Source organism: Azospirillum sp. UENF 112521 (genome assembly GCF_058780665.1).
The window spans coordinates 48,854-74,327 of the sequence record NZ_JBSNCI010000008.1 but is presented as its reverse complement, the minus strand read 5'-3'; the positions used below and the strand labels follow the sequence as shown (position 1 = coordinate 74,327).

General features: G+C 68.5%; 17 protein-coding genes. 10 read left to right on the top strand and 7 right to left on the bottom strand.

Annotated features, from left to right (window positions below; translation table 11 throughout):
• Nucleotides 1-639 precede the first annotated feature (639 nt).
• The 6 genes from ACWPN8_RS30785 to ACWPN8_RS30760 all read left to right on the top strand — a co-directional run bounded on the left by ACWPN8_RS30785 (nt 640) and on the right by ACWPN8_RS30760 (nt 10,276).
• Entirely contained in the window at nt 640-2,838 is a 2,199-nt protein-coding gene (locus ACWPN8_RS30785) for a tetratricopeptide repeat protein (RefSeq protein WP_492243541.1), read from the top strand.
• Between the two features lie 70 nt (nt 2,839-2,908).
• Nucleotides 2,909-5,902 carry a tetratricopeptide repeat protein gene (locus ACWPN8_RS30780; RefSeq protein ID WP_492243540.1) on the top strand — a complete coding sequence of 998 codons (2,994 nt, stop codon included), beginning with the start codon at nt 2,909-2,911 and terminating at the stop codon, nt 5,900-5,902.
• Nucleotides 5,903-5,986: 84 nt separating this feature from the next.
• The gene (locus ACWPN8_RS30775; protein ID WP_492243539.1) at nt 5,987-7,018 is read left to right on the top strand and encodes a hypothetical protein; all 1,032 of its coding nucleotides are present in this window, start codon (nt 5,987-5,989) and stop codon (nt 7,016-7,018) included.
• Nucleotides 7,019-7,044: 26 nt separating this feature from the next.
• Nucleotides 7,045-8,310: a glycosyltransferase family 4 protein gene (locus ACWPN8_RS30770; RefSeq protein WP_492243538.1), complete on the top strand. Its 1,266-nt coding sequence runs from the start codon at nt 7,045-7,047 to the stop codon at nt 8,308-8,310.
• Nucleotides 8,311-8,421: 111 nt separating this feature from the next.
• Nucleotides 8,422-9,078, top strand: coding sequence for an acetyltransferase (locus ACWPN8_RS30765; protein ID WP_492243537.1), 657 nt, complete (start codon nt 8,422-8,424; stop codon nt 9,076-9,078).
• Nucleotides 9,079-9,157: 79 nt separating this feature from the next.
• Nucleotides 9,158-10,276: a DegT/DnrJ/EryC1/StrS family aminotransferase gene (locus ACWPN8_RS30760; protein WP_492243536.1), complete on the top strand. Its 1,119-nt coding sequence runs from the start codon at nt 9,158-9,160 to the stop codon at nt 10,274-10,276.
• 195 nt (nt 10,277-10,471) lie between these two features.
• Here ACWPN8_RS30760 and ACWPN8_RS30755 read toward each other — a convergent pair whose 3' ends face one another.
• Nucleotides 10,472-11,281 (bottom strand): FkbM family methyltransferase, encoded by an 810-nt coding sequence (locus ACWPN8_RS30755; protein ID WP_492243535.1) that lies wholly within the window; start codon nt 11,279-11,281, stop codon nt 10,472-10,474.
• Nucleotides 11,282-11,499: 218 nt separating this feature from the next.
• Here ACWPN8_RS30755 and asnB point away from each other — a divergent pair, with 218 nt between their 5' ends.
• Together asnB and ACWPN8_RS30745 are read left to right on the top strand one after the other, a co-directional pair.
• Nucleotides 11,500-13,416, top strand: coding sequence for an asparagine synthase (glutamine-hydrolyzing) (gene asnB / locus ACWPN8_RS30750; protein WP_492243534.1), 1,917 nt, complete (start codon nt 11,500-11,502; stop codon nt 13,414-13,416).
• Between the two features lie 50 nt (nt 13,417-13,466).
• Nucleotides 13,467-15,356 carry a hypothetical protein gene (locus ACWPN8_RS30745; RefSeq protein ID WP_492243533.1) on the top strand — a complete coding sequence of 630 codons (1,890 nt, stop codon included), beginning with the start codon at nt 13,467-13,469 and terminating at the stop codon, nt 15,354-15,356.
• 66 nt (nt 15,357-15,422) lie between these two features.
• Here the strand turns inward: ACWPN8_RS30745 and ACWPN8_RS30740 are convergent, their stop codons facing one another.
• The 6 genes from ACWPN8_RS30740 to ACWPN8_RS30715 form a co-directional block, all read right to left on the bottom strand.
• Nucleotides 15,423-16,445, bottom strand: coding sequence for a glycosyltransferase family 2 protein (locus ACWPN8_RS30740; RefSeq protein ID WP_109095365.1), 1,023 nt, complete (start codon nt 16,443-16,445; stop codon nt 15,423-15,425).
• 173 nt (nt 16,446-16,618) lie between these two features.
• Nucleotides 16,619-17,371: a glycosyltransferase gene (locus ACWPN8_RS30735; protein ID WP_492243532.1), complete on the bottom strand. Its 753-nt coding sequence runs from the start codon at nt 17,369-17,371 to the stop codon at nt 16,619-16,621.
• A gap of 112 nt (nt 17,372-17,483) precedes the next feature.
• A complete protein-coding gene (locus ACWPN8_RS30730) occupies nt 17,484-18,515 on the bottom strand; it encodes a lysylphosphatidylglycerol synthase transmembrane domain-containing protein (RefSeq protein WP_492243531.1) in 1,032 nt (343 codons plus the stop codon).
• 110 nt (nt 18,516-18,625) lie between these two features.
• Nucleotides 18,626-19,405, bottom strand: a complete 780-nt coding sequence (locus ACWPN8_RS30725; protein ID WP_109095363.1) for a class I SAM-dependent methyltransferase — start codon at nt 19,403-19,405, stop codon at nt 18,626-18,628.
• Nucleotides 19,402-20,286, bottom strand: coding sequence for a class I SAM-dependent methyltransferase (locus ACWPN8_RS30720; RefSeq protein ID WP_492243530.1), 885 nt, complete (start codon nt 20,284-20,286; stop codon nt 19,402-19,404). The genes ACWPN8_RS30725 and ACWPN8_RS30720 overlap by 4 nt, the downstream gene beginning before the upstream one ends.
• Nucleotides 20,287-20,539: 253 nt before the next feature.
• Entirely contained in the window at nt 20,540-21,754 is a 1,215-nt protein-coding gene (locus tag ACWPN8_RS30715; protein ID WP_492243529.1) for a glycosyltransferase family 4 protein, read from the bottom strand.
• Between the two features lie 227 nt (nt 21,755-21,981).
• On the opposite strand from ACWPN8_RS30715, the gene ACWPN8_RS30710 reads away from it, so the two are divergent.
• A complete protein-coding gene (locus ACWPN8_RS30710) occupies nt 21,982-23,574 on the top strand; it encodes a tetratricopeptide repeat protein (protein WP_492243528.1) in 1,593 nt (530 codons plus the stop codon).
• Nucleotides 23,575-24,045: 471 nt separating this feature from the next.
• Nucleotides 24,046-25,455: a tetratricopeptide repeat protein gene (locus ACWPN8_RS30705; protein ID WP_492243527.1), complete on the top strand. Its 1,410-nt coding sequence runs from the start codon at nt 24,046-24,048 to the stop codon at nt 25,453-25,455.
• The last annotated feature ends 19 nt before the right edge of the window (nt 25,456-25,474 follow it).

Below are 25,474 nucleotides of genomic sequence, written 5' to 3'. Positions count from 1 at the left end.
TTACTCCTACGGTGTAGGTTCCAGCCATTAGTAATCCCCTTCAGGTTTGGCTCGCCGGCGGATGAACCATTCTAAGGTGTGCGCCACACTGGATGCAGGCAGACAGACTCAGTCCTAGCGCGACCTAACACACCGTGCCCTTGTTATCCGAAGGACTGCGCCTATGGCAATCCGTTTCTACCGAAGTGGGTAGACCGAACTGGCCGGTCTTGTGACACTCTGTGAAGCCGTTATCCTGAACGGCGGAGTGCTGTTCCCCCAAGTCTTTGCAATGCCTTGCGAAATGCCCGGTATGGCGAAATCGCCACAGCACGCACGAAGTTGGTGGTACCCACAGTCCCAAGGGCTTCCAGGCGGGAACGTGACCCCGGGCAGGAGGAAGCCGTTCTCGAATCGAGTGTAGAGCGACGAAGACTTGCGTGACTTTCACAACTTCGCCGCCGATCTGCCGCCAAGCTCTGGCTTCGACGATGACGGCCACGTTGTTACAAGTTGATAACACGGCCTGTATTTCGTTTGCCGCAGCAGCGAGGATGCGCTTGGAGAATTCGGGAACACCCGTTATTCCCTTGCGGCAACAGGCGCCGCCGGACAGCCGCCACACGAAGACACCCAAGGGCCAGGGACGACCGATCGAGCATGGCGACCATTCAGGACGCGCTCGCCGCAGCAGTGCGGCATCATCAGAGCGGCAATCTGGCCGCGGCAGCGCGGCTCTACCGCCGTATCCTGGAGATCACGCCCGAGCAGTCCGACGCGCTGCATCTGCTGGGGCTGGTCGCCCGCCGCGCCGGACAGGGGGGAGCCGCACTCCGCCTGATGATCCGTGCCCTGCGGATCGATCCCGCCATAGCGGAAGCGCGTCTGAATCTGGGCAACCTGCTGCGCGACCAGGGCCATGCAGCCGGGGCGGAAGCGGCTTACCGCAACGCCGTCGCACTGCGCCCCGACTTCGCCGCCGCCTATGAGAATGTGGGCGGCCTGCTGCGCGGGCTGTCGCGCCCTGCCGATGCCCGGGACGCCTATCGCCGGGCGATCCGCCTCTCCCCCGCCGGGTCGGAGGGCCATGCGGGGCTGGGCAATGTCCTGCAGGAGGGCGACGACCTGCAGGATGCCGTCGCCTCCTATGCCCGCGCCATCGCCATCGACCCCACCAATATGGCCGTCTGCAACAACCTGGGCATCGCGCTGCGCTCCCTGGACAAGACGGGGGCCGGGGCGGAGGCGGCCACGGCGTGGCATCGCCGCGCCGTGGCGCTCAATCCCTATTTCGCCGCAGGCTACAGCAGCCTCGGCCTGGCCTTGCAGGAATTGGGACGGTTGGAGGATGCGGCGCACGCCCATGCCCGCGCCGTCGCCGTCGATCCGGGCTTCGCCGGCGGCTATGCCAACCACGGCAACGCCCGGCTGAACCAGAACCGGCTGATTGAGGCGGTCACCGGCTTCCGCCGCGCCGTCGCCATCGACCCCGCCGGTCCGGATGCCCGCCGCAACCTGGGCATGGCCCTGCTGGTGGGCGGCCGTTTCGAGGAGGGCTGGCGCGAGTATGAATGGCGGCTGCGCTGCAAGGATGCGCCCGCCCAGGCCGCCATGCCCAAGCCGCGCTGGACGGGGGAACCGCCGGATGGCCGCCGCATCCTGCTGCACGGCGAGCAGGGGCTGGGCGACAGCCTGCAATTCTGCCGCTACGTTCCCCTTGTGGCGGCGCGCGGCGGCCGGGTGATCCTGGGAGTGCCGGCGCCGCTGAAGCGGGTGCTGGCCGGGCTGCCCGGCGTGGAACGGGTCGTCAGCGGCCAGCTCGGCACCGACGACTTCGACCTGCACCTGCCGATGCTGAGCCTGGGCGAGGTGTTCGGCACCCAGATGGACACCATCCCGCACCGCGTTCCCTACCTGTCGGCGGAGCCCGATCTGGTTGCGCGCTGGGGCGAGCGGCTGAAGGGGTTGGCAAGGGACGGGGGCGGCCTGAAGGTGGGCATCGTCTGGGCCGGATCGCCCACCCACGGCAACGACAGGAACCGCTCCATCGGGCTGGCCCCCTTCGCCCGGCTGGCCGCGATCCCCGGCGTCAGCCTGGTCTCCATCCAGAAGGGACCCACCGAAGGACAGGCGGCAAACCCGCCGGGCGGCTTCCCGCTTTTGAACCTGTCGCCCGACATCAAGGACTTCGCCGACACCGCCGCAATCATGGCGAACCTCGATCTCGTGGTCTGCGTCGACACCTCCGTCGCCCATCTCGCCGGAGCGCTCGGCGTCCCGATCTGGGTCCTGGTGCCCTTCGCCCCGGATTGGCGCTGGATGCTCGACCGCGAGGACAGCCCCTGGTATCCGACCATGCGCCTGTTCCGGCAGGCAAGGCCGCAGCACTGGGACGACACCATCGACAGGCTGGAGCGCGCACTCCGCGAACGCGCCGCTTCCCTCCCCCTCCGTCAGAATGGAGCTTCCGACATGCCGATCCTGGCGCCCGTCTCCTGGGGCGAACTGCTGGACAAGATCACCATCCTCGACATCAAGACGGAGCGCATCGCCGACGCCGACAAGCTGGCCAACGTCCGGCGCGAGCGCGAGGCGCTGCTCGCCGTGGCGGTGCAGGCCGACACCGCGCGTCCGGAGGTCGCCGTGCTGATCGACGGGCTGCGCGCGGTCAACACCACCCTGTGGGAGGTCGAGGACGAGATCCGCGACTGCGAGCGTGCCAAGGATTTCGGCCCGCGCTTCGTCGAGCTGGCCCGGCAGGTCTACCACACCAACGACCGCCGCGCCGCGCTGAAGCGCGACCTGAACCGTCTGCTCGGCTCCGAGCTGGTCGAGGAAAAATCGTACCAGGCCTATTGAGGCCCGGCGGATCCCGTCTTCTCCGGCCCCTGTCACCCCTGGCCTCCTTCCAGCCCAAAGGTCCAGTTCCATGACCACCGACAGCGCAACCGGGACCGCCGGCCTTCCGACCGGCCAAAGCGGTCCGGACCATCAGGCCGCCGGCCAACGTCTGGCGCAGGTGCTGGATCTGTGCCGGTCCGGCCGGCCGGAGGAGGCGGAGGGGCCGTACCGCGCGCTGTGCGGCACCCCGCCGCAGGATCCGGCCGCACTGCTGTCGCTGGCCGACGCCGCCCGCATCCTGGGCCGGCCGGCCGACAGCGTCGCCTGGGCCGAAGCGGCGGTGCGCAGGCAGCCGGACAGGGCGGAGGGCTGGAGCGTGCTTGCCCTGGCCTTCATCGCCGCCGGCCGTGTCGACGACGGCTATGCCGCGGCAGCCGAAGCGCTGCGCCGGACAGGGCATGAGGAGGCGGGTGGAGCGGCCGCGGTCCAGGCCCACCGGGCGCAGGCGCTCGCCCGGCTGCGCCGCGGCCAGCTGGCCGAAGCGGCGGCAGCCTGCGACACGGCCCTGCGCCTTGCCGGCGGTGCGGCGCAGCCGGCCCAGCCGTTGCGGCAGGCGCAGGCCGAGGCGCTCGGCACCCTGGCGCTGGTCCGCATGCTGGAAGGCCGCGTCGATGAGGCCGAGGCGCTGTTCCGCCGCGCGCTCTCCCATCGCCCCGTCTTGCCGGAAATCCTGGGCAACCATGCCTCGCTGCTGGCCCGGCTCGGCCGCAACGAGGAGGCGCTGGAGCAGGCCGAGCAGGCGGTGGCGCTGCGCCCGCGGCTGGCGGGAACGCTGCATCTGATCGGCACCCTGCACCACCGCAGCGGCCAGCTTGAATCGGCGATCGCCGCCTTCCACCGCGTGCTGGCGGTCGATCCCGGCCATCTCGATGCCCGGCTGCTGCTGGCCGACAGCCTGCGCGTCGCCGGCCACTGGACGGAAGCCGTCACCGTCTGCCGCGACGGTCTGGCGCTCATCGCCGATCCGGACGACAGGACCAGGACGGCGCTGCTGGCCAACCTCGGCACCGCCCTGCAGAGCGGCGGCGACGCCGCAGGCGCACTGGAGGCCTATGGCGCCGCGCTGCGCCTCACCCCCGACCTGCCGGAGGTCCACAACAACCTCGCCCGCCTGCACCAGGAGACCGGCAACCCCGACGCCGCCATCGAGGACCTGCGCCGTGCCGCCGCCGGCCGGCCGCTTCCCCTGCCGCTGCGCCGAACGCTGCTGTCGCTGCTGATCGCCGCCGGCCGCACGGCCGAGGCGGAGACGGAGGCGTTCGGCATCGCCCGCACGGCTCCGGACGATGCGGAGCTGTGCTTCGGCATCGCCGCGCTGTTCCTGCAAGGCGGCTGGCGCGACCAGGCCCTGCCCTATGTGCGCAAGGCGATCCGCCTCGCCCCCGAGATGCCGCGCAACTGGATCGCCTTCGTCGAAGCATTGCGGGACGCCGGGCCGCCCGCATCCGGCGAGGGGCCGGATGAAGGCCTGCGCACCGACCTGCTGGCGGCGCTCGGGCGGCCGGAGGTGGAAAGCGCCGGCCTGTCCCGGGCCATCGCCGGCGTCCTGATGGCATCGCCCGTCCTCAAGGCCCTCGCCGCTCCGGAGGCGGGCCCCGAGGACGACGGGCGGACGCTGGACGGGAAAAGCCTGGCGCTGCTGGCCGACGGCTCGCTCGCCGGGCTGGCGGAGGATGCGCTGCTGCTGGCTCACCTGCGCGCCGCCCCGGTCTGCGATCCCCGGCTGGAACGGGCGCTGACCCGGCTGCGCCGGGTGCTGACGCTGGCGCTGACCGGCCCCGGCCTGCCCGACCGGCCGTCCTGGCGCACCCTGTGCGCCGCCATCGCCGAGCAGTGCTTCCTCAACGAATATGTCTTCGCCGAGACCGACGGCGAGTTCCAGGTGCTGGCGGTGCTGCTCCGCGCGGCGGAGGCGGCTTTGGCGAGCGGCGAGCAGCCGCCGGCGGTCCTGGTCGCCCTGCTCGGCGCCTACCGGCCGCTCTACCGCTGGGAGCGGGCGGAGGCCCTGCAGGCGCTGTCCTGGCCCGAGGAGATCGCCCGGCTGCTGAACCGGCAGGTCGCCGAACCGCTGGCCGAGGCGGCGATCCAGGCGGAGCTGCCGGAACTGACCCCGATCAGCCACCCGGTGTCGGTCGGCGTGCGCGCCCAGTACGAGGAGAATCCCTATCCGCGCTGGATGACCACCGGGCTGCTGCCGGAGCCGATGCCGCTGTCCCGCTTCCTGCATGCCCTGTTCCCGCATGCCGCCCTGCCAGCCGCCCCTGCCTGGAACGCGCCGGGCTGGGAGGCGCCGGAGGTGCTGGTCGCCGGCTGCGGCACCGGACGGGAGGCGGTGTGGGCGGCCTCCACCCTGAAGAATGCACGGGTGCTGGCGGTCGACCTCAGCCGCCGCAGCCTTGCCTACGCCACCCGCCAGAGCCGGCGCCTGGGCCTGAAGACCATCGAGTTCGCCCAGGCCGACCTGCTGGAGCTGGGAGCGCTGGGCCGCCGCTTCGACGTGATCCACAGCGTCGGCGTCCTGCACCACATGGAAGACCCGATGGCGGGCCTGCGCGTGCTGCGCGGGATGATGAGCCCGCATGGCGTGATGGAGATCGGCTTCTACAGCGCCGCCGCCCGCCGCTCCATCCTGGCCGCCCGCCAGTTCATCGCCGAGCGCGGCCATCCGCCGACCCTGGACGGCATCCGCCATGTCCGCCGCGACATCCTGGCCCTGCCGGAGGGTCATCCGGCGCGCAGCGTCGTCCATTCCCCGGATTTCTACGGCACCAGCGCCTGCCGCGACCTGCTGATGCACGTGCATGAACTGCACGTCACCCTGCCCTGGCTGGCCGACGCGCTTGCCGCGCTGAAGCTGGAGTTCCTGGGCTTCCGGCTGGCCGATCCGGCGGTGGCGGCACTCTACCGCAAGCGCTTCCCCGAGGATCCGGCGATGACCTCTCTGGCCCGCTGGGACCGGCTGGAGGCGGAGCATCCGATGATCTTCGGCGGGCTGTATCAGGCCTGGGTGCGGGCGCGGTAAAAGCGCGGCCGACCATTCTTGCACCAGTCCGCCGGCGGGTGTAGAACCCCCGTCATATGGCCTCTATTTTGTTGGAGAGCGGCTTTGCTGCATTTCTTCTGGTCTCCTTATATTTTCCGCCGTGACTCCTATGACAAATACGAGACCAACAACGCGGAAATCAGCAAACACGCCCGCCGCGTTCTCAGCAAATACACGCCGGTGCACAACAGCACCTTCACCGCATCACGGGTGACCACCAATCCCGGCGACATCCTGCTGGGCCACGTCACCTTCGACGCCGGCGGCGGGCTGGTCGACGACTGGGTGCGCGACAATGCGCTGGAACCCGGCCGGCCGGCCCATCCCAACACCTACATCCTTGCCCCGATCCTCCCTGTCATCATCGAGGAATACCGGCCCTGGACTCCGTTCCAGGAAACCCAGCTGGACGCGGCGCGGCTGATCTTCGGCATCTGCGGCGAACATTGGTACGAACGCATCCAGGCGCTGGACGACGACAGCCTGATCGCCCGGATCAAGCACAAGGTTGTGCGGGTCGACATGGGATGCGAGGCCCGCATGTTCGGCGAGCCCCGCCGCTACACGCCGGAAAGCATGAACGGCCTGCTGCACATGAGCGACCTGCGGCCGCACAAGGGGTTCGACCTGCTGCTGAACAGCATCGATCCGGAGCGGATGCGGGTGCATCTGGGCAGCGCGTCGCTAGGCGCCTACACCAACCAGCGTGTCCGCATCCAGGGGCGCGAGGTCATCTCGCTGGGCTGGATCGACAATGGCAGCGCCCAGCAGAACCAGTTCATCAAGGACAACTGCGCCTTCTACATCCACACCAGTTCGCTGGACGCCCAGGCCACCGCCATCCTGGAAAACTGCGCCCGCGGCCTGGTGCCCATCGTCACGCCGGAAAGCGGCTTCCGCTGCCCGCACGCGATCTACCTGACGCAGGACGCCGGGCAGAACCGCGCCATCATCGAGCGCGCCATCTCGATGGGCCGGGACGAGTATGAGGCGCGCAGCGCCGGCGTGGTCGAGTTCGTGCGGACCCGCCATTCCTGGGAAACGGTCTATGGCGGCATCTGGGAGCGCATCCAGGCCGACCTGCAAGGCCGTTGAGCGGAACCGAAAGACGAGAGGCCAAGATGGCGCCCCCAATCCATATCGGCATCGACGCCCGCGTGGCGCCGGGCGCCTTCGGCGGCGTGGCAGAGGTGTTGGGCCTCTATGCCCGCTCCCTCGCCCATCTCGATCCGGCCGACTTCCGCTTCACCCTGCTGTGCGACCGCAAGTTCGACACAGGCTGGCTCAGTGCCGTGATCCCGGAGCATGCCCGGATCCTGTCGGTCTCGGACAGCGATTTCGAGACGCGCAAGGTGGTGGTGCCGATCCGGCGCAACCGGCTGAGCGAGACGCTGTTCGGCCTCACCGTCCCGGTGCAGCAGTTCGGCATGCCGATGCAGGACGCTTCCGCCATCTGGCGCCGGGAGGGGGTCGACCTGGTGCATCTGCCCTTCCAGTTCGCCATCGACAGCGACCTGCCGACCATCTACCACCCGCACGACCTGCAGCACATCCATCTGCCGGACTATTTCTCCCGCGACGACCTGATCGGGCGGGAGGCCACCTACCAGTATTTCTGCCACAAGGCGACCTATGTCGCCTGCACGTCGCGCTGGATCGCCCAGGATCTGCTGACCCAGTACGATCTGGCCCCCGAGCGGGTCCGCATCGTGCCGTGGGCAACCACCACCGGCAAGGTGCCGGAGCCCGACATCGACCGCATCAAGCGCGTGCTCTCCCGCCACGGCCTCATGCCCGACGGCTATATGCTGCTGCCGGCCCAGACCTGGCCTCACAAGAACCATCTGGGCGCCATCCGGGCGCTGGACAGTCTGAGGAGGACGCACGGGCTGCGGCCCCTGTTGATCTGCACCGGCAGCCTCAATGCCCATGCCCAGGTTCTGTATCAGGAGATCGCCCGGCTGGGGCTGGGCGACCAGGTCCGCTTCCTCGGCTACGTCGACCGCGACGATCTGTCGACGCTCTACCAGTTCGCCCGCTTCACCCTGATCCCGACCAAGTTCGAGGCGGGAAGCGCGCCTTTGTGGGATGCCTTCACGCTGGGCTGTCCGGTGACCTGCGCCACCACCACGTCCCTGCCTTCCCAATCCCAGGGCGGAGCGCATCTTTTCGATCCGGACGACATCGGGCAGATCGCGGAGGCGATCCGGGTCATGTGGCTGGACGCCGATCTGCGCCAACGCCTGGCGGCCATTGGAACGGAGGCCGTCAAACCCTATCGCTGGGACATGACGGCACGCGGCTTCGGAGTTCTATACAAACAAGCGCTCGGTCGCCCGGTTTCCGAAGGCGATCAAGCCTTTATGGCGTCTCTACCCGTATTCTAGGCACACCGTGCCCCCTCCCATAATCTGAGGGGCCATGCCATAATCCTTTGAGGAATCCTGGATCATCCTAAGGGCGACGCGGCAACGGCTTCTCTAATCTTCTGAGGGTTCATGATGGGTATCGCCATTTACGGTGCAGGCGGTTTCGGTCGGGAAGTTGTGCCGATCGCTCGCGAGATGTTGCGGGAAGCCGGGCAGGCGCAGGACGATGTCGTTTTCGTGTCGGATCGGGAGGAGCTTCACAACACCTCCATCAACGGCATCCGGGTCGTGCCGCCCACGGATCTGACATCACCGGAATTCAAAGACTATTCTGTTGTCATCGCATTGGCCGATGCAAAAGCCCGAAGGGAAATTGCAGAGCGCTGCCAGGACGTCGGCCTTAAAATCGGCAGCGTGCATTCTCCATTCCGGCGCATCTACGACAATGTAAAAATAGCCGAAGGGTCTATAATATGCGATTACTCGATCATCACGTCAGACGTGGTAATCGGCAAGCATTTTCACTGCAATCTATACTCTTATGTCGCTCATGAATGTGTTGTTGGCGATTTCGTCACCTTGGCTCCTCGGGTCTGCATCAACGGCCGCGTCATTGTTGAAGACGACGTCTACATCGGAACAGGCGCCATCATTCGGGATGGAAAGCCCAATCGCCCTCTTGTGATCGGCAAAGGGGCTGTAATCGGAATGGGAGCCGTCGTCACGCGCGATGTTCCTCCCGGGGCAACCGTGGTAGGCAATCCCGCAAGGCCTCTTGAACGGTAAGCCGCCAACGTCCCGCTCGTGAACGCCTTATTCGCGGGCAGGGCAATTCCGCCACATTCTCTGCGAGAACACCGTCGTAATGGACAAGCCCTTCATCCAGATCGCCGCCCCCGACCTGCGCGGCAACGAGGAGGCTTACGTCGTCGAAGCCTTGCGCAGCAGCTGGATCTCCTCCACCGGCGCGTTCATCGACCGGTTCGAGCGGGATTTCGCCGACCTGTGCGGCACCAGTTCGGCGATCACCGTCTGCAACGGCACCATCGCCCTGCATCTCGCCCTGCTCGGGCTGGACGTGCGGCCGGGCGACGAGGTTCTGGTCCCCTCGCTGACCTACATCGCCACCGCCAACGCGGTGCGCTATGTCGGGGCCGAGCCGGTGTTCGTCGACATCGACCCGGAGACCTGGTGCATCGACCCGGCCCGGCTGGAACAGCACGTCACCCCCCGCACCAAGGGGATCATCGCTGTCCATCTCTACGGCCATCCCGCCGACATGGACGCCATCAACCGCTTCGCCGCCGTCCACGGGCTGTGGGTGGTGGAGGACGCGGCCGAGGCGCACACCGCGCGGTACAAGGGGCGCCCCTGCGGCAGCCTGGCACGGGTCGCCACCTTCTCCTTCTACGGCAACAAGATCATGACCAGCGGCGAAGGCGGGGCGCTGACCCTGAGCGATCCGCACCTGGAGTTGCGCATGCGCACCCTGCGCGGCCAGGGTATGTCGCCGACGGAGCGGTATTACTTCCCGGTCACCGGCTACAATTTCCGCCTGACCAATCTGGCCTGCGCCCTGCTGTGCGCCCAGCTGGAGCGGCGGGACGAAATCCTGGCCAACCGCCGCAGCATCTTCGACGCCTATGCCGAGCGGCTGCGCAACATCCCCGGCATCGGGTTGCAACCGGTCGCCCCCTGGGCGGAGCCCGCACCCTGGCTGTTCTGCATCACGGTGGACGACGCTTATGGCCGCTCCCGCGATGCCCTGATGGCCCGCCTTGCCGAGGAACGGATCGAGACCCGGCCCTTCTTCCATCCCCTGCACCGCCTGCCTCCCTTCCGCGAGGCGTCGCGCAAGCGGGAGGAGCATCTGCCCCTGACCGACGGTCTGGCGGCACGGGGCATGAATTTGCCCTGCCACAGCGGGCTGGGCCTGGGCGACATCGACCGCATCACGGAGATCATCCGCAGCTTCCGCCGCTGACCACCCCGCAAACGGGATCTGGGAGGGCCTGCCATTTCGCCATGGCCCGCAGCGCCGGATCGCCTCGGTCTTGCAGGGGGCGCCGACCGTCTCGGCCAAGTCGTTGTCGTGGGAATCGCCAACGCTGCCGGCGGAGGGCCCGCCCCCGGCTTCGGCGAGGCGCTCGGTGTCGCGAATGGCAACGTGGCCGTTGCCTCACTGCCACCAGGCGTGATCGTCGGTGATCTCGGGTTCGGGGATGTGGATGTCGCTGCCCGGCGGCAGGGCGACGAGGTTGACGGCACCGACCCCGCCGAACAGGTCGGTGGAGTTGCCGGCGAAGTTGCCGGGATGGAACAGGCGGGCCGTGTGCCACCAGACCCGGTAGCCCATCGACCGGATCAGCCCGATCAGGGCGGGCGAGCGGTCGCGCCGGTCGTTCTCGACATACAGCACCGGCCGGTGGCGCGCGATCAGCCCGCCGGCCCCGCGCAGCACCGCCTCCTCCATGCCCTCCACGTCGGCCTTCAGCAGGCGGCAGGACGGCAGGTTCAGGCTGTCCAGCGTCACCAGCGGAACCAGTTCGCCATGGTCCCACCCGCCGAGGCCGAGGGCGCCGAAATTGTTGGAGCAGTTCGGGTCGAGCGTCGGCACCCGGATGGTGCCGGCCTCGCTTCCCACCGCCATGCGCCGGGCCCGCACGCTGGTCACGCCGTTCAGGACCAGATTGGCGGAAAGCAGGTTGAACAGCATCTCCTGCGGCTCGAAGGCGATGACGGTGCCCGACGGCCCGACCATGCGGGCCAGCGGCAGGGTCTGGGCGCCGATGTTGGCCCCGACCTCGACCACGACGTCCCCCGGACGCACGACCGAGCGGAACAGGGCCACCTCATACTCGGCATATTCGCCGTAGAGATCGAGGGAGCGGCCGACATAGCGGTCATTGCGGTTGTAGACCATCAAGCCGTGACGGCACGGGCGCATGCGGTTGAAGCCGCCTTCCAGATCCACCGGCCCACCGATCATCCACCCGCTCCCATCCGACCTGGCCAAGCTGGCCGCATACCACGCCCCCTGCTGTAGCCAAAGCAGGACCCGGAAGCCACGACTTTCCGCCCACGCGCCCGCTGTCCCCGCCTCGCCGGCACCCAGGGTCCGGCATTTCGCCATGGCACCCGGCCGGGGGAGGCGCTACACCTAGCCCCCGTCGCCACCCTCGGCAGTCCCTTCGGGAGAGCAGCCCCATGTGCGGTTTCGCCGGCTTCGCCGGACCCGGCGGCGAGCGCGACCTCGCCGTCATGACCAGAATCATCCGTCACCGCGGTCCTGACGACGACGGCGTCCATATCGACACCGGCGGCGCCTTGGCCGTGCATCTGGGATTCCGCCGCCTCGCCATCATCGACATCGAGGGCGGCCATCAGCCGATGGCCACGGCGGAAGGCGATCTGGTCATCGTCTACAACGGCGAGATCTACAATGCGCCGGAGCTGCGCCGCGCGCTGGAGCAGGCCGGCCACCGCTTCGTCACCGACCATTCCGACACCGAGGTGCTGCTGCACGGCTACCGGGAATGGGGCCTGGACATGCTGGAGCGGCTGAACGGCATGTTCGCCTTCTGCCTGTACGACCGCCGCCGGGGCCGGCTGGTCTTCGGCCGCGACCGTTTCGGCAAGAAGCCGCTGTTTTATGCCGAGACGGCGGACGGGCTGGTCTTCGCGTCGGAAGCCACCGGGGTGCTGTCGCACCCGTCGGTGCCGGACACGCTGGACCGCAAGGCCCTGGTCAAATATTTCGCCTACGGCTTCATCCCGGCGCCGCTGACCGCCCATGCCGCGGTGCGCAAGCTGCCGGGCGGCTGCAGCATGGTCTACGACCTGGCCAGCCGCCGGCTGTCGGTCAGCCGGTATTGGGAATACCGGATGGTGGTGGACGACCAGCCGCCGGGCGGCCCCGATGAGTGGGCCGAGGAACTGCGCGAGCTGCTGGACCGCGCGGTGGAACGCCGCATGCTGAGCGACGTGCCGGTCGGCTTCTTCCTGTCCGGCGGCATCGACAGCGCCGCCATCGTGGCGCTCGCGGCAAAGCACCGCGACCCGGCCACCATGAAGACCTTCACCATCGGCTTCGACGAGCCGAGCTTCGACGAGAGCGGCTATGCGGCCGACGCCGCGCGCCATTACGGCACCGACCATGCCTGCCGCACGCTGAACCTCGACACCGCGGCGGGAATGCTGCCGGAGCTGCTGGGCCGGCTGGACGATCCGATCGCCGATCCCTCCATCCTGCCGACGCATCTGCTGTCGCGCTTCGCCCGCGAACGGGTGACGGTGGCGCTGACCGGCGACGGCGGCGACGAGCTGTTCGCGGGGTACGACACCTTCGACGCGCTGCGCACGGCGCGGCTCTACCACCATGCCGTCCCCCGCCCGCTGCACCGGCTGGCGGAGGCGGTGGCCCACCGGCTGCCGCGGTCGGACCGCAACATGAGCTTCGACTTCAAGCTGCGCCGGGCGCTGCGCGGGCTGGGCCACCGGCCGGCGCACTGGATGCCGGCCTGGCTGGGGCCGGCGTCGGTGGAGGAGGTCTCGCGGCTGTTCGGCGTCGAGCTGACCGCCGACGAGCTGTATGACGAGGCCGACGCGCTGTGGCGCTCGGGCGCCAGCCGGCACGACGTCGACCGCTCCATCGAGTTCTACGGCCGCTTCTATCTGGGCGAGAATTTGCTGATCAAGGCCGACCGCGCCAGCATGTTCTGCTCGCTGGAGACGCGCTCGCCCTTCCTCGACCGCGACCTCGTCGCCTTCGTCAGCCGCCTGCCGGCCGGCGTGAAGCTCCAGCCGAACGGCATTCGGGGCGGCACGCGAAAATGGATCCTGAAGAAGGCGATGGCTCCACTGCTGCCGCCGGCGATCCTGTCTCGGCCCAAGAAGGGCTTCGGCATCCCCTTGAGCCGCTGGCTGCGCCACCTGCCCCAGCCGCCGCTGGAAACTGCGGCGCGCATCGGGGTGGACGGCAAGTGGCTGGCGGCGCGCTGGGACGAGCACCGCAGCGGACAGGCCGACCACCGCGGCCTGCTGTGGGCCTGGACGGCGCTCGCCACCGCGCTGGACCGCCCGGCCCAGACCCCGGCACCGACCCCGATGGAAAACGCCGCATGAGCCTAGACAGTCTGGATCGTCCGTTCCCCCGGACGCGCGGGGGCGCGGACATGCACGATGCTGCCCGTTCCGAGGTCCCCGCCGGCCGCGCGTCGTCGTCCGCCCGCACCCTGGTCGGGCTGCTGCTGGGGGTGGGGGCGCTGATCGTCGCCTATCAGTTCGGCATGAACATGCATGCCAGCACCGGCCTGCCCTATTGGGACGATTGGGGCTATTTCTTCGGCACCGCCCAGGGCGTGCAGCAGCCGCTGACCTTCCAGTCGATCTTCGCCAAGGACAGCGACCATGTCGCACCCTTCTTCAAGCTGCTGACCCACGGGCTGTGGCAGGCCATCGGCGTCGATTTCCTCACCTTCCGGCTGGTCGGCTGGCTGGCCTTCGCCGCCATGCTCGCCGCTTACGCCCTGGTGCTGCTGCGGGACTGCGTGCGCTCGGCCTGGGATGGGGTGCCGGTGGCGGCGGCCGGGCTGTTCCTGACCGGCACGCTGAACAACGAGTATTTCTATTACCAGCACATGGGGCTGGCCCAGCCGATCTTCTTCACCTGCCTGTTCCTGTTCCTTCACACGCTGGCCCGCGGGCGGCTGGTGCTGGCGACGCTGTTCCTGCTGGCCTTCGGTTCCACCGGGGTGTTCGGCGCCAGCTATGCCCTGGGGGCGGCCGGAGCGGGGGCGGTGCTGGCCCTGCGCCGGGACGGGGAGCGTGATGGCCGGACGCTGGTGGCGGTCGGCGGCGGTCTGCTGCTGACCGCGGCGATGCTGTGGATGACCTTCCACGGCTCCTACGCCAACCACACCGGCCAGCCGCTGGTGCTGCCCTGGCATAGCGGCTTCTGGGCCTTCCTGCTGGGCGCCTTCGCCACCGCCGCCGGCCTGCCGGTGGAGGCGGTGGGAGCCCCGCTGTCGCTGGCGGCGGGAGCGGCGGCCCTGGCGCTTTGCCTCATCCCGGCGGCGGGCCTGCTGCTGGGCCGCGCCGGGCGGGAGAAGCCCAATGCCGCGCTCGCCATTTCCGGGCTGATCGCCGGGACGGTGATCGTCACTATGACCACCGCGCTGGGCCGGGCCGGGCTGTGCGGCGAGGGCATCGCCAACGCCATGCGCTGCGGCACCATCCCGCGCTACGCCTATCCGGTGCTGCTGGCCTTCCCCGCCGCGGTCGCCGGCTGGACCCTGCTGTTCGGCCGCCGCACGAGGGTGGGAGCCGGGGCGGGAGCGTTTGCCGGGCTGGTGCTGGCGGCGGCGCTCGCCGTCGGCCATGGCGCCGGGACGGACGCCTTCTGGCGGCACTGGAGCGTCGCCGGCCTCAACCGCATGGTGGCGGAGCGCGACGGGGCGGCGGAGCGCTGCGTCGCCACCTATCTGCAAGCCATCCGCAAGCCGGCCGGGATGGACTGGAGCCAGCCGCTGGTCTGCCCGTCCGCCTCGCCGCGCAACATCGCGCCGTTCCTCCAGGCCGCCTACGATCTGAAGGCCGATTTCGTGCAGACGATCCTCGCCGATGCCGCGAGCCGGCCGGAGCGGGGAACGCTGGCCACCCTGTTGCAGGCGGGCAAGCTGGATGAAGCCTCGGCACAGCTGCGGCTGGACATAGTGCCGCGCGACGGCGGCCAGGGGGGCGGACTGCTCGGCTCGCTCGACCGCTTCACGCAGCTTCCCTCTGGCTCACTGGCGGCACTCGGCTGGGCGGTCGATGCGGCGGTGCCGGCGCCGGCGGCCTTCGTCCTGCTGGGGGTGGGCGACCGCATCGTCGCGACCGCCCCGACCGGCGGTGCGCGGCCCGACGTCGCAACGGTCCTCAAGGACGGGCGGATGACCGACAGCGGCTTCGCCCTGCCCATTCCGCCAGACCTGGCCGGCCAGCGGGTGCGGCTGTTCGTGCTGGGCCATGACGGCGGGCTGAAGGAACTGACGCCGCCCGGCGGGGTGGCGGCGACGCCCTGACGATGCCCTGATGCGAAAAGGCCCCGCACCGGGAACGGTACGGGGCCTTTTCTTTATCGGGACCGATCAATCGCGGAGGCTGCGGTCCGGCGGAGGCTGTTCGTCGAAGTTCAGCATGGTCTTGATCGAATAGTGGCTCTTGCCCTGGCTTTCAAAATAGATACGGACCAGCAGCTCGGCCAGCAGCCCCATCAGGATGCACATCACGCCGGTGACCAGCCCCATCGTCACCAGGAGCGGCAGCGGCGTCAGGATGAAGGAGATGCCGTCGACCAGCTTCAGGTAGATGGCATAGATGCCGGCCAGCACCGACAGCCCCATGAACATCAGGCCGGCGAAGCCGAAGATGTAGATTGGCTTGGTCTCGTACTGGGTCAGGAACTTCACGACGACGAGGTCGAGCACGACCTTCAGCACGCGCTCCAGCCCGTATTTCGACTGGCCGTGGCGGCGCGGGTGATGGCGCACCGGCATCTCGGTCAGCTTGGCGCCCTGCCAGCGGGCGTAGATCGGCACGAAGCGGTGCATCTCGCCATAGAGCCGGTAGCCCTGGAGCATCTGGCGCCGGTAGGCCTTCAGCGTGCAGCCATAATCGTTCAGCTTCACGCCGGAGATGGTGGAGATCAGCTTGTTGGCCATCCGGCTCGGCAGCGTGCGCAACAGGAAACCGTCCTGCCGGTCGGCGCGCCAGCCCGACACCACGTCGTAGCCCTCGTCCAGCTTCGACAGCAGGCCGGCGATGTCCTGCGGGTCGTTCTGGAGATCGCCGTCCATCGGCACGATGACGTCGCCACGGGCATGGTCGATGCCGGCCATCATCGCCGCGGTCTGGCCGACGTTGCGGCGGAAATTGATGACGCGGATGCGGCTGTCGGACGCCACCCGCTGCAACTCCGCCTCCGTCCCGTCGATGGAGCCGTCATTGACGAAGATGACCTCGAAGCTGCGCCCCAGCCCGTCGAGCGCCGGGATCAGCCGGCCGCACAGAGGGGCGATGTTGTCCTCCTCGTTATAGACCGGGATCAGGACCGAGACGGAAACCGTGCCGGTGTCCGTGGTGGCGGATCCGGGGGCAAGCAGGAGGGTCATCGAACGGGTCCGGAGGCTGCTGTCATCTGTGGGTGCGATGCCGGGCCATGGTATGGCCGCAGGATCCGGCGAGCGCAACGGCTAATTGGGGCGCGGACTTGGCACGGCTCCCCGATCAAGGACAATGCCATGCGACGATGCCGCATCCCCTACAGATTTGGATGCCGCCTCAATCACGGAGTTGGAGGCACCACCCCCAGAAGCTCATCGGTTGTTTCGCGACGCTGGAAGGGCGTGTATTTGATCAACGCCGCATCGATTATCATCGACTTCCTGAACACGAAACATGTTTCTGTGTTGAACTCATAATCTTCGGCAACGCCTAAATAAAGCTCATTCCAATCCTTCCATCTCACCCGTTCCAGCACGGACTTTCTAATGGATGGAAGACCGGATGCCACTTTCCATCCCGTAAAATGACCATATGTGCTTTGTTTTTCCTTACATGACAGAAACCATCCTCCAGAAAAATTCTCGTTGAATATATCATGATTCCAACGAACATTGAAATTTGTTGGTCTGTCTTGATTATATTGCGGAAATTCTTCTCCATCCATGATCATGGTATGGTTCAGGTGAACGATGTCCTGCGCTTCGAACATTGCCCTTATTATGGCGATGCGCTGCGGATGCACCTCATCGTCGGCATCCTGGTAGGAAATTATTTCATGAATTGCCCTCATCGAGCCGGCTTGCCGATTTGGCCCATGCCGCATGCGACCGTCATGCTTGATCAGGGTGAAATCGTCGAAAGCGGTCCCGATTGCGCCAACCTCGGACACGGCAGCTTTTGAGGCGAGAGGCGCCAAGCTCAGCGAGACGATCACCTGATCGGGTTTCACAGGTGCCGACGCATAGGTTTGGAGCAAGCGGGGAACGCAGGCAACGTCCCTGTGCGTGCATGGGATAACCAATGAAACTTTCATCCTGCCTACCCTATTGATCGGGCCTTCCCGATTGGCCCCGCTGATTGACTGGATTCGTCATGGCTCAAGACAGCGGCCATGTCCACTTCCGCGATCATGGCATTCAGGATGATCATCGATCGTCCGCCGGAATCCTTGTGGGAGGCTGTGCGTTCCAGTCGATCCCTCCGACGCCCTCGCGCGGCCCGGCCCCAGGCCGGCTGCGCAGGACCGTCAGGTCGATGACGGCGCCCAGCAACGCGACCATCGCCTGGAAGGCGAGGATGCCGAAGCCCAGCGCCAGCGACTGGGCATGCGGCACCCCGACCAGATCGAGCAGCCCGACCAGCGACGCCTCGCGCAGGCCGATGCCGGCGACGGTGACCGGCATCAGCACGATCACCGACATCAACCCGATCACCGCGCTCCACACCGAAAAGGGCTGGTCGATGCCCACCGCCAGGCCGAGCGACTGGCTGCCGGCGACCGCCGCCACCTGCACCGCGATCCCGACGGCGACCGACAGCAATGCCCGCCCCGGCCGGCGTGCCTGGTCGCGCCAGGCTTCCAGAAAGCGGCGCAGCGGGCCGAGGAGCCAGGCTTCGCGCTTCGGCCCGGCACGCCAGCCCAGCAGACCCAGAAGCAGCGTGCGTGCCGGCGCCCAGGCCAGCAAGGCGGTCGCCGCGACCAGCCCGGCCAGCACAAGCACCACCGCCACAAGCAGCCCGTCGCCGAAGCGTGCCGACTGCACCGCCAGCCCGCTGCCGGTCAACAGCAGCAGCCCGGCGATCCCCGTCACCTTGTCGAAGGCCACCGCCGAGACGATGCGGCCGCCGTCGATCTCTCCCTGCCCTTCGCCCCGCCCTTCGTCGCGGCTGAGGCGGTAGGCCTTCACCGCCTCCCCCGCCAGCTGGCCCGGCAGCACCAGCGCATAGAGCTGCGCCACCAGCGTGTAGGCAAGCAGCCGCCCCGCCCGCAGTTCCGGCAGCAGCACCCGCAGCTTCAGCGCGTTCAGCACATGCATCAGGAAGAACAGCAGGCCGGCGAGCGCCATCAGCCCCGGCGAGGCCACCGCCAGCACCCGCACGACCTCCGCCACGTCGACCCGCCACAGCAACAGGGCGACCAGCAGCACGCTGACCAGGGCCTTCAGGCGGGGTCGCATCTAAAGACACCTTTTCATGAAATCATGATGTGATGAAATAAAACCATACCCTCCCTTCATGCGCCCGGCGGAGCGAAGACCCGCCGGGCGCATGAAGGGAGACAGGAAACTCACGACCCCGGCCGGCGGGCCAGCACGTAGATGTAGTCGCCGTGCGACCAGGAGTTCAGGCGGAAGATATGGTACAGCGCCTCGGCAAGGAAGCGGCGGCCGGGACCGTAATCACCCTCGGTGCCCTGGCCGCTGGCGGCCCCCAGCACGTTGCGGTAGAGCGGCGAGAAGAAGGGGAAGCCCCATTCCACCACCCGTTCGATCTCCAGCCCGACCGACTTGATCTTGGCCTGCAGCTCGCCGCGGGCATAGTTGCGGTGGTGGCCGACCGTGCGCTCGAAGTCGCGCATCCGGCCCTGCAGGGTGGAGACCAGCAGGTAGCGGCCGGTCATGGCGGCGAGGTTGCGGAGTGCCGCGACATCGTCCTCGATATGCTCGACCACGTCGGTGCAGACCACCAAGTCGAAGCGGCGGTCGAGATGGCCGGCGGCGACGTCGAGCAAGCCGAACTCGGCATTGGGCGCCCTGCGGCGGGCGACGTCGATGGCCTTGGCGGCGAAGTCGAGGCCGGTGTAGCTGGCCTGCGGCTTCAGCGGCATCAGCGTGGCGAGCAGCGAGCCCTGGCCGCAGCCGACGTCAGCCAAGCTGTCGTAATTCAGCGGGCGCACCATCTCGGTGACGATGCGGCGCAGATGCCGGCCGGTCGGGCCGTATTTGCGCATGTCGTTCCAGCGACGCTCCCAGCTGTCGTCGTAATCGACGCCGCCGGGATGGTCAGCCGCCGCCGCCGGCAACGGAGTGGAGAGGGGAGTGGCGGACTTGAATGCGTCGTCGCTCATGCGGGCCTCCGGCGCAGGATGAATTCGTTGCAGCCCGTCGGCACGCGCGGCGGACGGACCTCCAGCATGTCGAAGCCGAGCGCGTCCATCCGCGCCCGCACCTCGTCGGCACTGGCATATTCATAGGGGTAACCACCGAGCCAGTCGGTCACGTCCACCCAGAACTCCATGCCGCGCTCCTTGCGCAGCGGGTTGGCCCCGGTGATCGCCCAGGTCGCCAGGAACATCAGCGAGCCCAGCGTCCAATCCCAGACTTTCCGCAGGAAGCTCGGCGACAGGTTGTAGACGATCTTGATCAGGGTCCAGATCGGCGAGGTCCAGTGGCGGTTGTAGAGCGCCAGCACGAAGGTACCGCCCGGCGCCACCAGCGGCGCCACCGTCTCGATCGCCGGCCACATGGAGCCGGTGTGGTGCAGCGAGCCCCAGGCATAGACCACGTCGAAGAGGCCGAGCGAGCCGGCGAAGCTGCTGTCCAGCGCAGACCCGCGGCGGAACTCGATGCGGTCGGCCAGATCCGGTGCGAAGCGGCCCAGGTTGCGGCGGGCGACCTCGACCCCGGTGGGGTTGACGTCGAAGCCCAGCGCACGGGAAACGCCCAGCTTGCCGGCGGCGATGGTGAACAGGCCGGAGCCGGAGCCGACGTCGCAGAAGCTGGCGTCCTTCAGCCGGTCGGTCCCGACCAGCCCCTTCAGGCTGTCGATGGCCGCCACCAGCCGCGGCTCGTCCAGCACCGTGCGCGAGTAATGGTCCCAGTTCTCGCCGAAATCGAAGGCCAGGGCGGATGGTCCGGCCGGGGTGCCGCCCCTGCCATCCGCCGTCTTCACCGGTTCCACCACGCTGTCCGATCCCTTGCTGTCCGATCCGCTCTGCCGCGCCGCCATACGCTCCCGAAAGCCATCGGATGTCAACAGCACGTCAAGCGGGGGGCGTAGCGGCACCTATCCTTGGAGGGGCGGAGAGTGGAGGGCAAGATGGACACGGATTTCACGGATTTGGACACGGATGTCACGAATGTGGCGTTGCGGGGCAGCCGCTCCTCGGGACGGCAGGAGCGCCGCCAAGATCAGAAAAATCCGTGAAATCCGTGGAGATGTTGCCAGACACCCTCGTATGTCGCACGGAATCCCGAACGCCTCACTCCGCCTGCGCCGACGGAACCCGTCCCGTCGAGGCGCGGCCGGCAAGCATCAGGTCGCGGTAGGCGGCGGCAACGGCCCGCCAGGAAAAATGCTCGACCACCCGGCGGCGGCCGCCCTCGCCCAGGCGGCGGCGCAGGGCCGGATCCTCAGCCAGGCGTGCCAGTGCCGCGGCAAGCGCCGGCGTGTCGTCGGCGTCCAGCATCAGGCCGGTCTCATCCTCCACCACCAGATCGCGGCTGCCGGCGATGCGGGTCGCCACCACGGGCAGGCCGGCAGCCATCGCCTCCAGCACCACGTTGGGCATGCCCTCGTCGCGCGACGGAAAGACGAAGGCGTCGGCGGCGCGATACGCGGCGGGAAGCTCGTCGCGCCCGAGCCAGCCGCGGAAGGCGATACGCTCCGACAAGGCGAGCCGGGCGGCCTGCGCCTCCAGCTCCGACCGCGCCGGGCCATCGCCGACAATGGTCAGGCCGATGCGGCTGCGCGTCCCGGCGGGCAGGGATGCGAGCGCCTCGAACAGCACGTCCAGCCCCTTCTGCCGCACCACCCGGCCGACGAACAGCAGCGACAGGCGGTCACCGGCATTTCCGCCATCGACTGTCTTTGGATCGGCCGGCCCGGCATCGGCCGGCGAGAAGCGGGTGGCGTCGACACCGTTGGGGATGATGGCGATGGGCTGGTCCGGGGCGAAGCGGCGGGCAAGCCCGGCCAGCCCATCGCTGTTGGCCACGACGGCGGAGGACCGGCGCCACAGCCAGCCAATCACCGGCCCGGCCAGCCGGTGGTAGAGCGAAATGCCGTCATACTGGAAGCCCGGCACGTCACCGCCGCGCAGGCTGACGACATAGGGCACGCCGGACAGCGCCTTCACCATCCAGGCGGCAGGGCCGCAGGGCAGGCCGAAATAGGCGATGGTGGCGTCCGCACGCCAGCGGGCGGCGATCAATGGCGCCATCACCAGCGAGCTGGCGAGGAAGGCCAGCATCTCCACCACCGAACTGCGGTCACGGCGGCGGCGCAGGGTGGGGATGCGGCGGATCTCGACGCCGTCGGCCCGGCGTTCCAGCCGCGGCAGGTCGCCGAAGGCGGAGGTCAGCACCAGCACCTCTTCGCCCAATGCCGCCAGTTCGCGGGCGGTGTTGTCGGTGGCGTTGGCCGCCCCGCCGCCGAGCGGCGGAAACTCGTAATTGATCAGCAGAAGCCGCGCCATGCCGTCCGCCACACTCCCCGTTCGACGAGCGCCATTGATGCGGGGGCGGGGAGTGCGATGCAACAGCCATCACGCGGAGGACAGCGGTTCGCGACGGATGGAAGCCTGGGGACCACCGGACCCGACAGGATGGCGGGGGCCGCCCTTCGCAGAAGCCGGCATCTTCATGCCCCGGCATCTTCATGCTACTGATCCCGCCGTTCCCCAACCGAAGCGCCGCGGCCCCCATGAACATCGAGCAAGCCTTCACGATGGCGGTCGGCCTCCAGAAAGCCGGCCGTGCCGACGAGGCCGGGAGGCTCTATGCCCAGATCGCGGCCAGCGATCCGCATTTCGCCCCTGCCGTCAACAACATGGGGCTGCTGCATGCCTTGGCCGGCCGGAAGGAAACGGCGGTCGCCCTGCTGCGACGGGCCTTGGCGCTGGTTCCGGGATCGTTGAACAGCTGGAACAATCTGGCATCGCTGCTGACCCAGCTCGACCGGCGGGAGGAGGCGGTCCGGACCTACCGGATCTCCGCAAGGCTCGATCCCGCCCAGCCGGCGGTGCTGAACGAACTGGGCCTTCTGCTGGAGCGGTCGAAACGCCCGGACGAGGCACGCGAGGCCTTCGCCCGCGCGGCGGCGCTGGACCCGATGGAGGCGGAATATGCCAACAACCTCGGCGCCATGCTGCGCACCGACCATCGGCTGGAGGAGGCCACAGGCTGCTTCCGCCGGACGATCGCGCTGAACCCGCAGCACAGCGGCGCCTACAGCAACCTGGGGTCCACGGTGAAGGACCGGGGCAGCTTCTGGGCGGCGCTGCTGGCTTTCCGCCGGGCCACGACGCTGGAGCCGGATTTCGCCGGCGCCCATTGGAACGAATCCCTGGTCCGGCTTCTGCTGGGCGATTTCGTCCAGGGCTGGCGGGGTTATGAATGGCGCTGGAAGCATGGCCAGCTGCCCTCGCCGCAGCGCAGCTTCTCCAAGCCGCGCTGGGACGGATCGCCGCTGCGGGGCCGACGGCTGCTGGTCTATTGGGAACAGGGCTTCGGCGACGTGCTGCAATGCGTGCGCTACCTGCCGCTGCTGGCGCAAATGGTCGGGGCGGAGAAGGGGGAGGACGGCGAACGGCCCATCCTCCTGGAATGCCAGCATGCGCTGCTGCCGGTGCTGCGCAGCCTGCCCGGCGTCACCGTGGTGCTGACCGGGGCGCCGCTGCCCGATTTCGATGTCCAGCTCCCGGTGATGAGCCTGCCGGCCCTGTTCGGCACCCGGCTGGAGACCGTCCCGTCCCGCGTTCCCTACCTGTCGGCGGAGCCCGATCTGGTTGCGCGCTGGGGCGAGCGGCTGAAGGGGTTGGCAAGGGACGGGGGCGGCCTGAAGGTGGGCATCGTCTGGGCCGGATCGCCCACCCACGGCAACGACAGGAACCGCTCCATCGGGCTGGCCCCCTTCGCCCGGCTGGCCGCGATCCCCGGCGTCAGCCTGGTCTCCATCCAGAAGGGGCCCACCGAAGGGCAGGCGGCAAACCCGCCTGGCGGCTTCCCGCTTTTGAACCTGTCGCCCGACATCAAGGACTTCGCAGACACCGCCGCAATCATGGCGAACCTCGATCTCGTGGTCTGCGTCGACACCTCCGTCGCCCATCTCGCCGGAGCGCTTGGCGTCCCGGTCTGGGTCCTGGTGCCCTTCGCCCCGGATTGGCGCTGGATGCTCGACCGCGAGGACAGCCCCTGGTATCCGACCATGCGCCTGTTCCGGCAGGCAAGGCCGCAGCACTGGGACGACACCATCGACAGGCTGGAGCGCGCACTCCGCGAACGCGCCGCCGGATAAGGGGCACCGGCAAAATCGGGTTCCCAAACGGGATCGGGGGCCATGCCCCGCCCGCTGCGTCCGTCATCCCCCCGGCCTGCCTGTCCGGGCGGCCTGTGCGGGCGGGCGGCGCATCCGGAAACGCGGATATAAAAGTGCCACGCCGGAGTAACCGGCGTGGCACAGTTTCGGCTGGAACCCTTTCCCGGGTCCATACAGACATTTGATGATATTTGGCGAACTGTTCAAGCGCCTTCTCCTGAACGGCATCGTTTTGGCTTGGTATCGCCTCTATATTTCCGCAGGGCGGTGGTGGACCCGCATTTGTGGTACCGGCCACCCTCCCGGCATGGACCGTTCAGGGCCGGTGAACCGCGACTCGGGGGAAGCGATCCGGTCGGACGGAAGGCATGATGGCGGTCATGCTGGCCGCTTGTCAGCCGGACGGGTGTCATGGGATGAAAGCCGCCCCAGCCTGAAAGACCGACCGCCATGCCCTCCGTCCCGCCGCCTGCCGATCTCCAGAGCGATTTGGACGCCGCACGCGACGCCGAGCGGACGGGCGGACCCGAAACCGCCATGGCACTCTATCGCCGGGTGCTGGAACGTGACGTGGAAGAGGGCGGAGCCGGAGTGGCGGTGGCCCATGACGCGCTCGCCCGGCTGCTGGTCGGACAGGACATGGCGGAGGCGGCCGGCCATGCGCTCGCCTCCTGGCGGCTGACGCCCGCCGATCGGACCCGGCGCTCCAACCTGTGGCAGCTTCTGACCCATTTGGGCAAAGCCGAAGACGTCGCCCGCTTCCAGGGCCACGACGACTGCGTCGGGCTGGTGGCGCTGGGCAACGCACTGCGCCGCGACGGGCAGGGGCTGCGCGCCGAGCGTGCCTACCGCCGGGCGCTGGAGCTGTATCCGGAGGTCTCCTTCACGCTGAGCCGGCTGGCCTGCCTGTGCGCCGAACAGCACCGGCTGGAGGAGGCCGACGCCCTGTTCCTCCAGGCGGCGGAGCGCCATGGCGGACGCGATGCCGTCACCCGCACCGCCCCGGCCTTCCTGGCATCCCTGCGCGACGGACCGCCGCCGGCCGGCATCCGCGCCACGCTTGCCGAAGGGGCGGGAAGCGCCGACCGGCCGCTGGTGGTCTACGCATCCTGCGACGCGGTCTATGCGCGCAAGTTCCTGCCGACCATGGTGCGGTCCATCGTCGAGGACAGCGGCCTGGACTGCGCCATCGCCCTGCACCTGATCAATCCCGACGCGGAGGCGGAGGCGACGGTGGCGTCCCTGGCCGCCGCCCATGGCGCCGGGCGCTTCATCGTCCTGCGCGAGACCATCGACCTGACGCCGCTGGGCGACAATGCCAAGACCTATTACGCCTGCAGCCGTTTCCTGGTGCTGCCCGACCTGCTGTCCCGCTGGAGGCGGCCGGTGCTGATGCTGGACGTCGACCTGATGGCGATCCGTGACCTGAACCCGCTGCTGGCGGCCTCCGCCCACTCGGACCTGGGGATGATGAGCCATGCGCTGAAGCGGCTGGACATCTGGAGCCTGCTCTACGCCGACGTGCTGCACATCCGGCCGACCGCGGGGGCGCTGCGTTTCCTCGACCTGACCCGGCGCTATATCCGCCATTTCCTGGATCGCGGCCTGCCGGTCTGGTTCCTCGACCAGGCGGCGCTCGCCGCCGTGCATCTGGCCGGCTTCACGGCGGAGGCGGCTCCGCGCCTGACCGTCTATCCGGCCGACATCCACAGCAGCACGGTGATGGTCGATGGCGAGGGCCGCTATTGGACCGACGACAGCGCCTATTTCTATTCGGTCCGCGCCACCGGCGGCGGCCAGCACGCGATGCACCGGCTGAAGCGCCGGGCCGGGACCACCGCCGACGTCAAGCCCGGATAAGGCCGGGCGGCGCCGGCCC

Bases quoted from the DNA above. Each gene is read 5' to 3' on its own strand.
- ACWPN8_RS30785 (WP_492243541.1), top strand. From the start codon at position 640: ATGGCGACCATTCAGGACGCGCTCGCCGCAGCAGTGCGGCATCATCAG.
- ACWPN8_RS30780 (WP_492243540.1), top strand. From the start codon at position 2,909: ATGACCACCGACAGCGCAACCGGGACCGCCGGCCTTCCGACCGGCCAA.
- ACWPN8_RS30770 (WP_492243538.1), top strand. From the start codon at position 7,045: ATGGCGCCCCCAATCCATATCGGCATCGACGCCCGCGTGGCGCCGGGC.
- ACWPN8_RS30765 (WP_492243537.1), top strand. From the start codon at position 8,422: ATGATGGGTATCGCCATTTACGGTGCAGGCGGTTTCGGTCGGGAAGTT.
- ACWPN8_RS30760 (WP_492243536.1), top strand. From the start codon at position 9,158: ATGGACAAGCCCTTCATCCAGATCGCCGCCCCCGACCTGCGCGGCAAC.
- ACWPN8_RS30755 (WP_492243535.1), bottom strand. From the start codon at position 11,281: ATGATCGGTGGGCCGGTGGATCTGGAAGGCGGCTTCAACCGCATGCGC.
- asnB (WP_492243534.1), top strand. From the start codon at position 11,500: ATGTGCGGTTTCGCCGGCTTCGCCGGACCCGGCGGCGAGCGCGACCTC.
- ACWPN8_RS30745 (WP_492243533.1), top strand. From the start codon at position 13,467: ATGCACGATGCTGCCCGTTCCGAGGTCCCCGCCGGCCGCGCGTCGTCG.
- ACWPN8_RS30740 (WP_109095365.1), bottom strand. From the start codon at position 16,445: ATGACCCTCCTGCTTGCCCCCGGATCCGCCACCACGGACACCGGCACG.
- ACWPN8_RS30735 (WP_492243532.1), bottom strand. From the start codon at position 17,371: ATGAAAGTTTCATTGGTTATCCCATGCACGCACAGGGACGTTGCCTGC.
- ACWPN8_RS30730 (WP_492243531.1), bottom strand. From the start codon at position 18,515: ATGCGACCCCGCCTGAAGGCCCTGGTCAGCGTGCTGCTGGTCGCCCTG.
- ACWPN8_RS30725 (WP_109095363.1), bottom strand. From the start codon at position 19,405: ATGAGCGACGACGCATTCAAGTCCGCCACTCCCCTCTCCACTCCGTTG.
- ACWPN8_RS30720 (WP_492243530.1), bottom strand. From the start codon at position 20,286: ATGGCGGCGCGGCAGAGCGGATCGGACAGCAAGGGATCGGACAGCGTG.
- ACWPN8_RS30715 (WP_492243529.1), bottom strand. From the start codon at position 21,754: ATGGCGCGGCTTCTGCTGATCAATTACGAGTTTCCGCCGCTCGGCGGC.
- ACWPN8_RS30710 (WP_492243528.1), top strand. From the start codon at position 21,982: ATGAACATCGAGCAAGCCTTCACGATGGCGGTCGGCCTCCAGAAAGCC.
- ACWPN8_RS30705 (WP_492243527.1), top strand. From the start codon at position 24,046: ATGCCCTCCGTCCCGCCGCCTGCCGATCTCCAGAGCGATTTGGACGCC.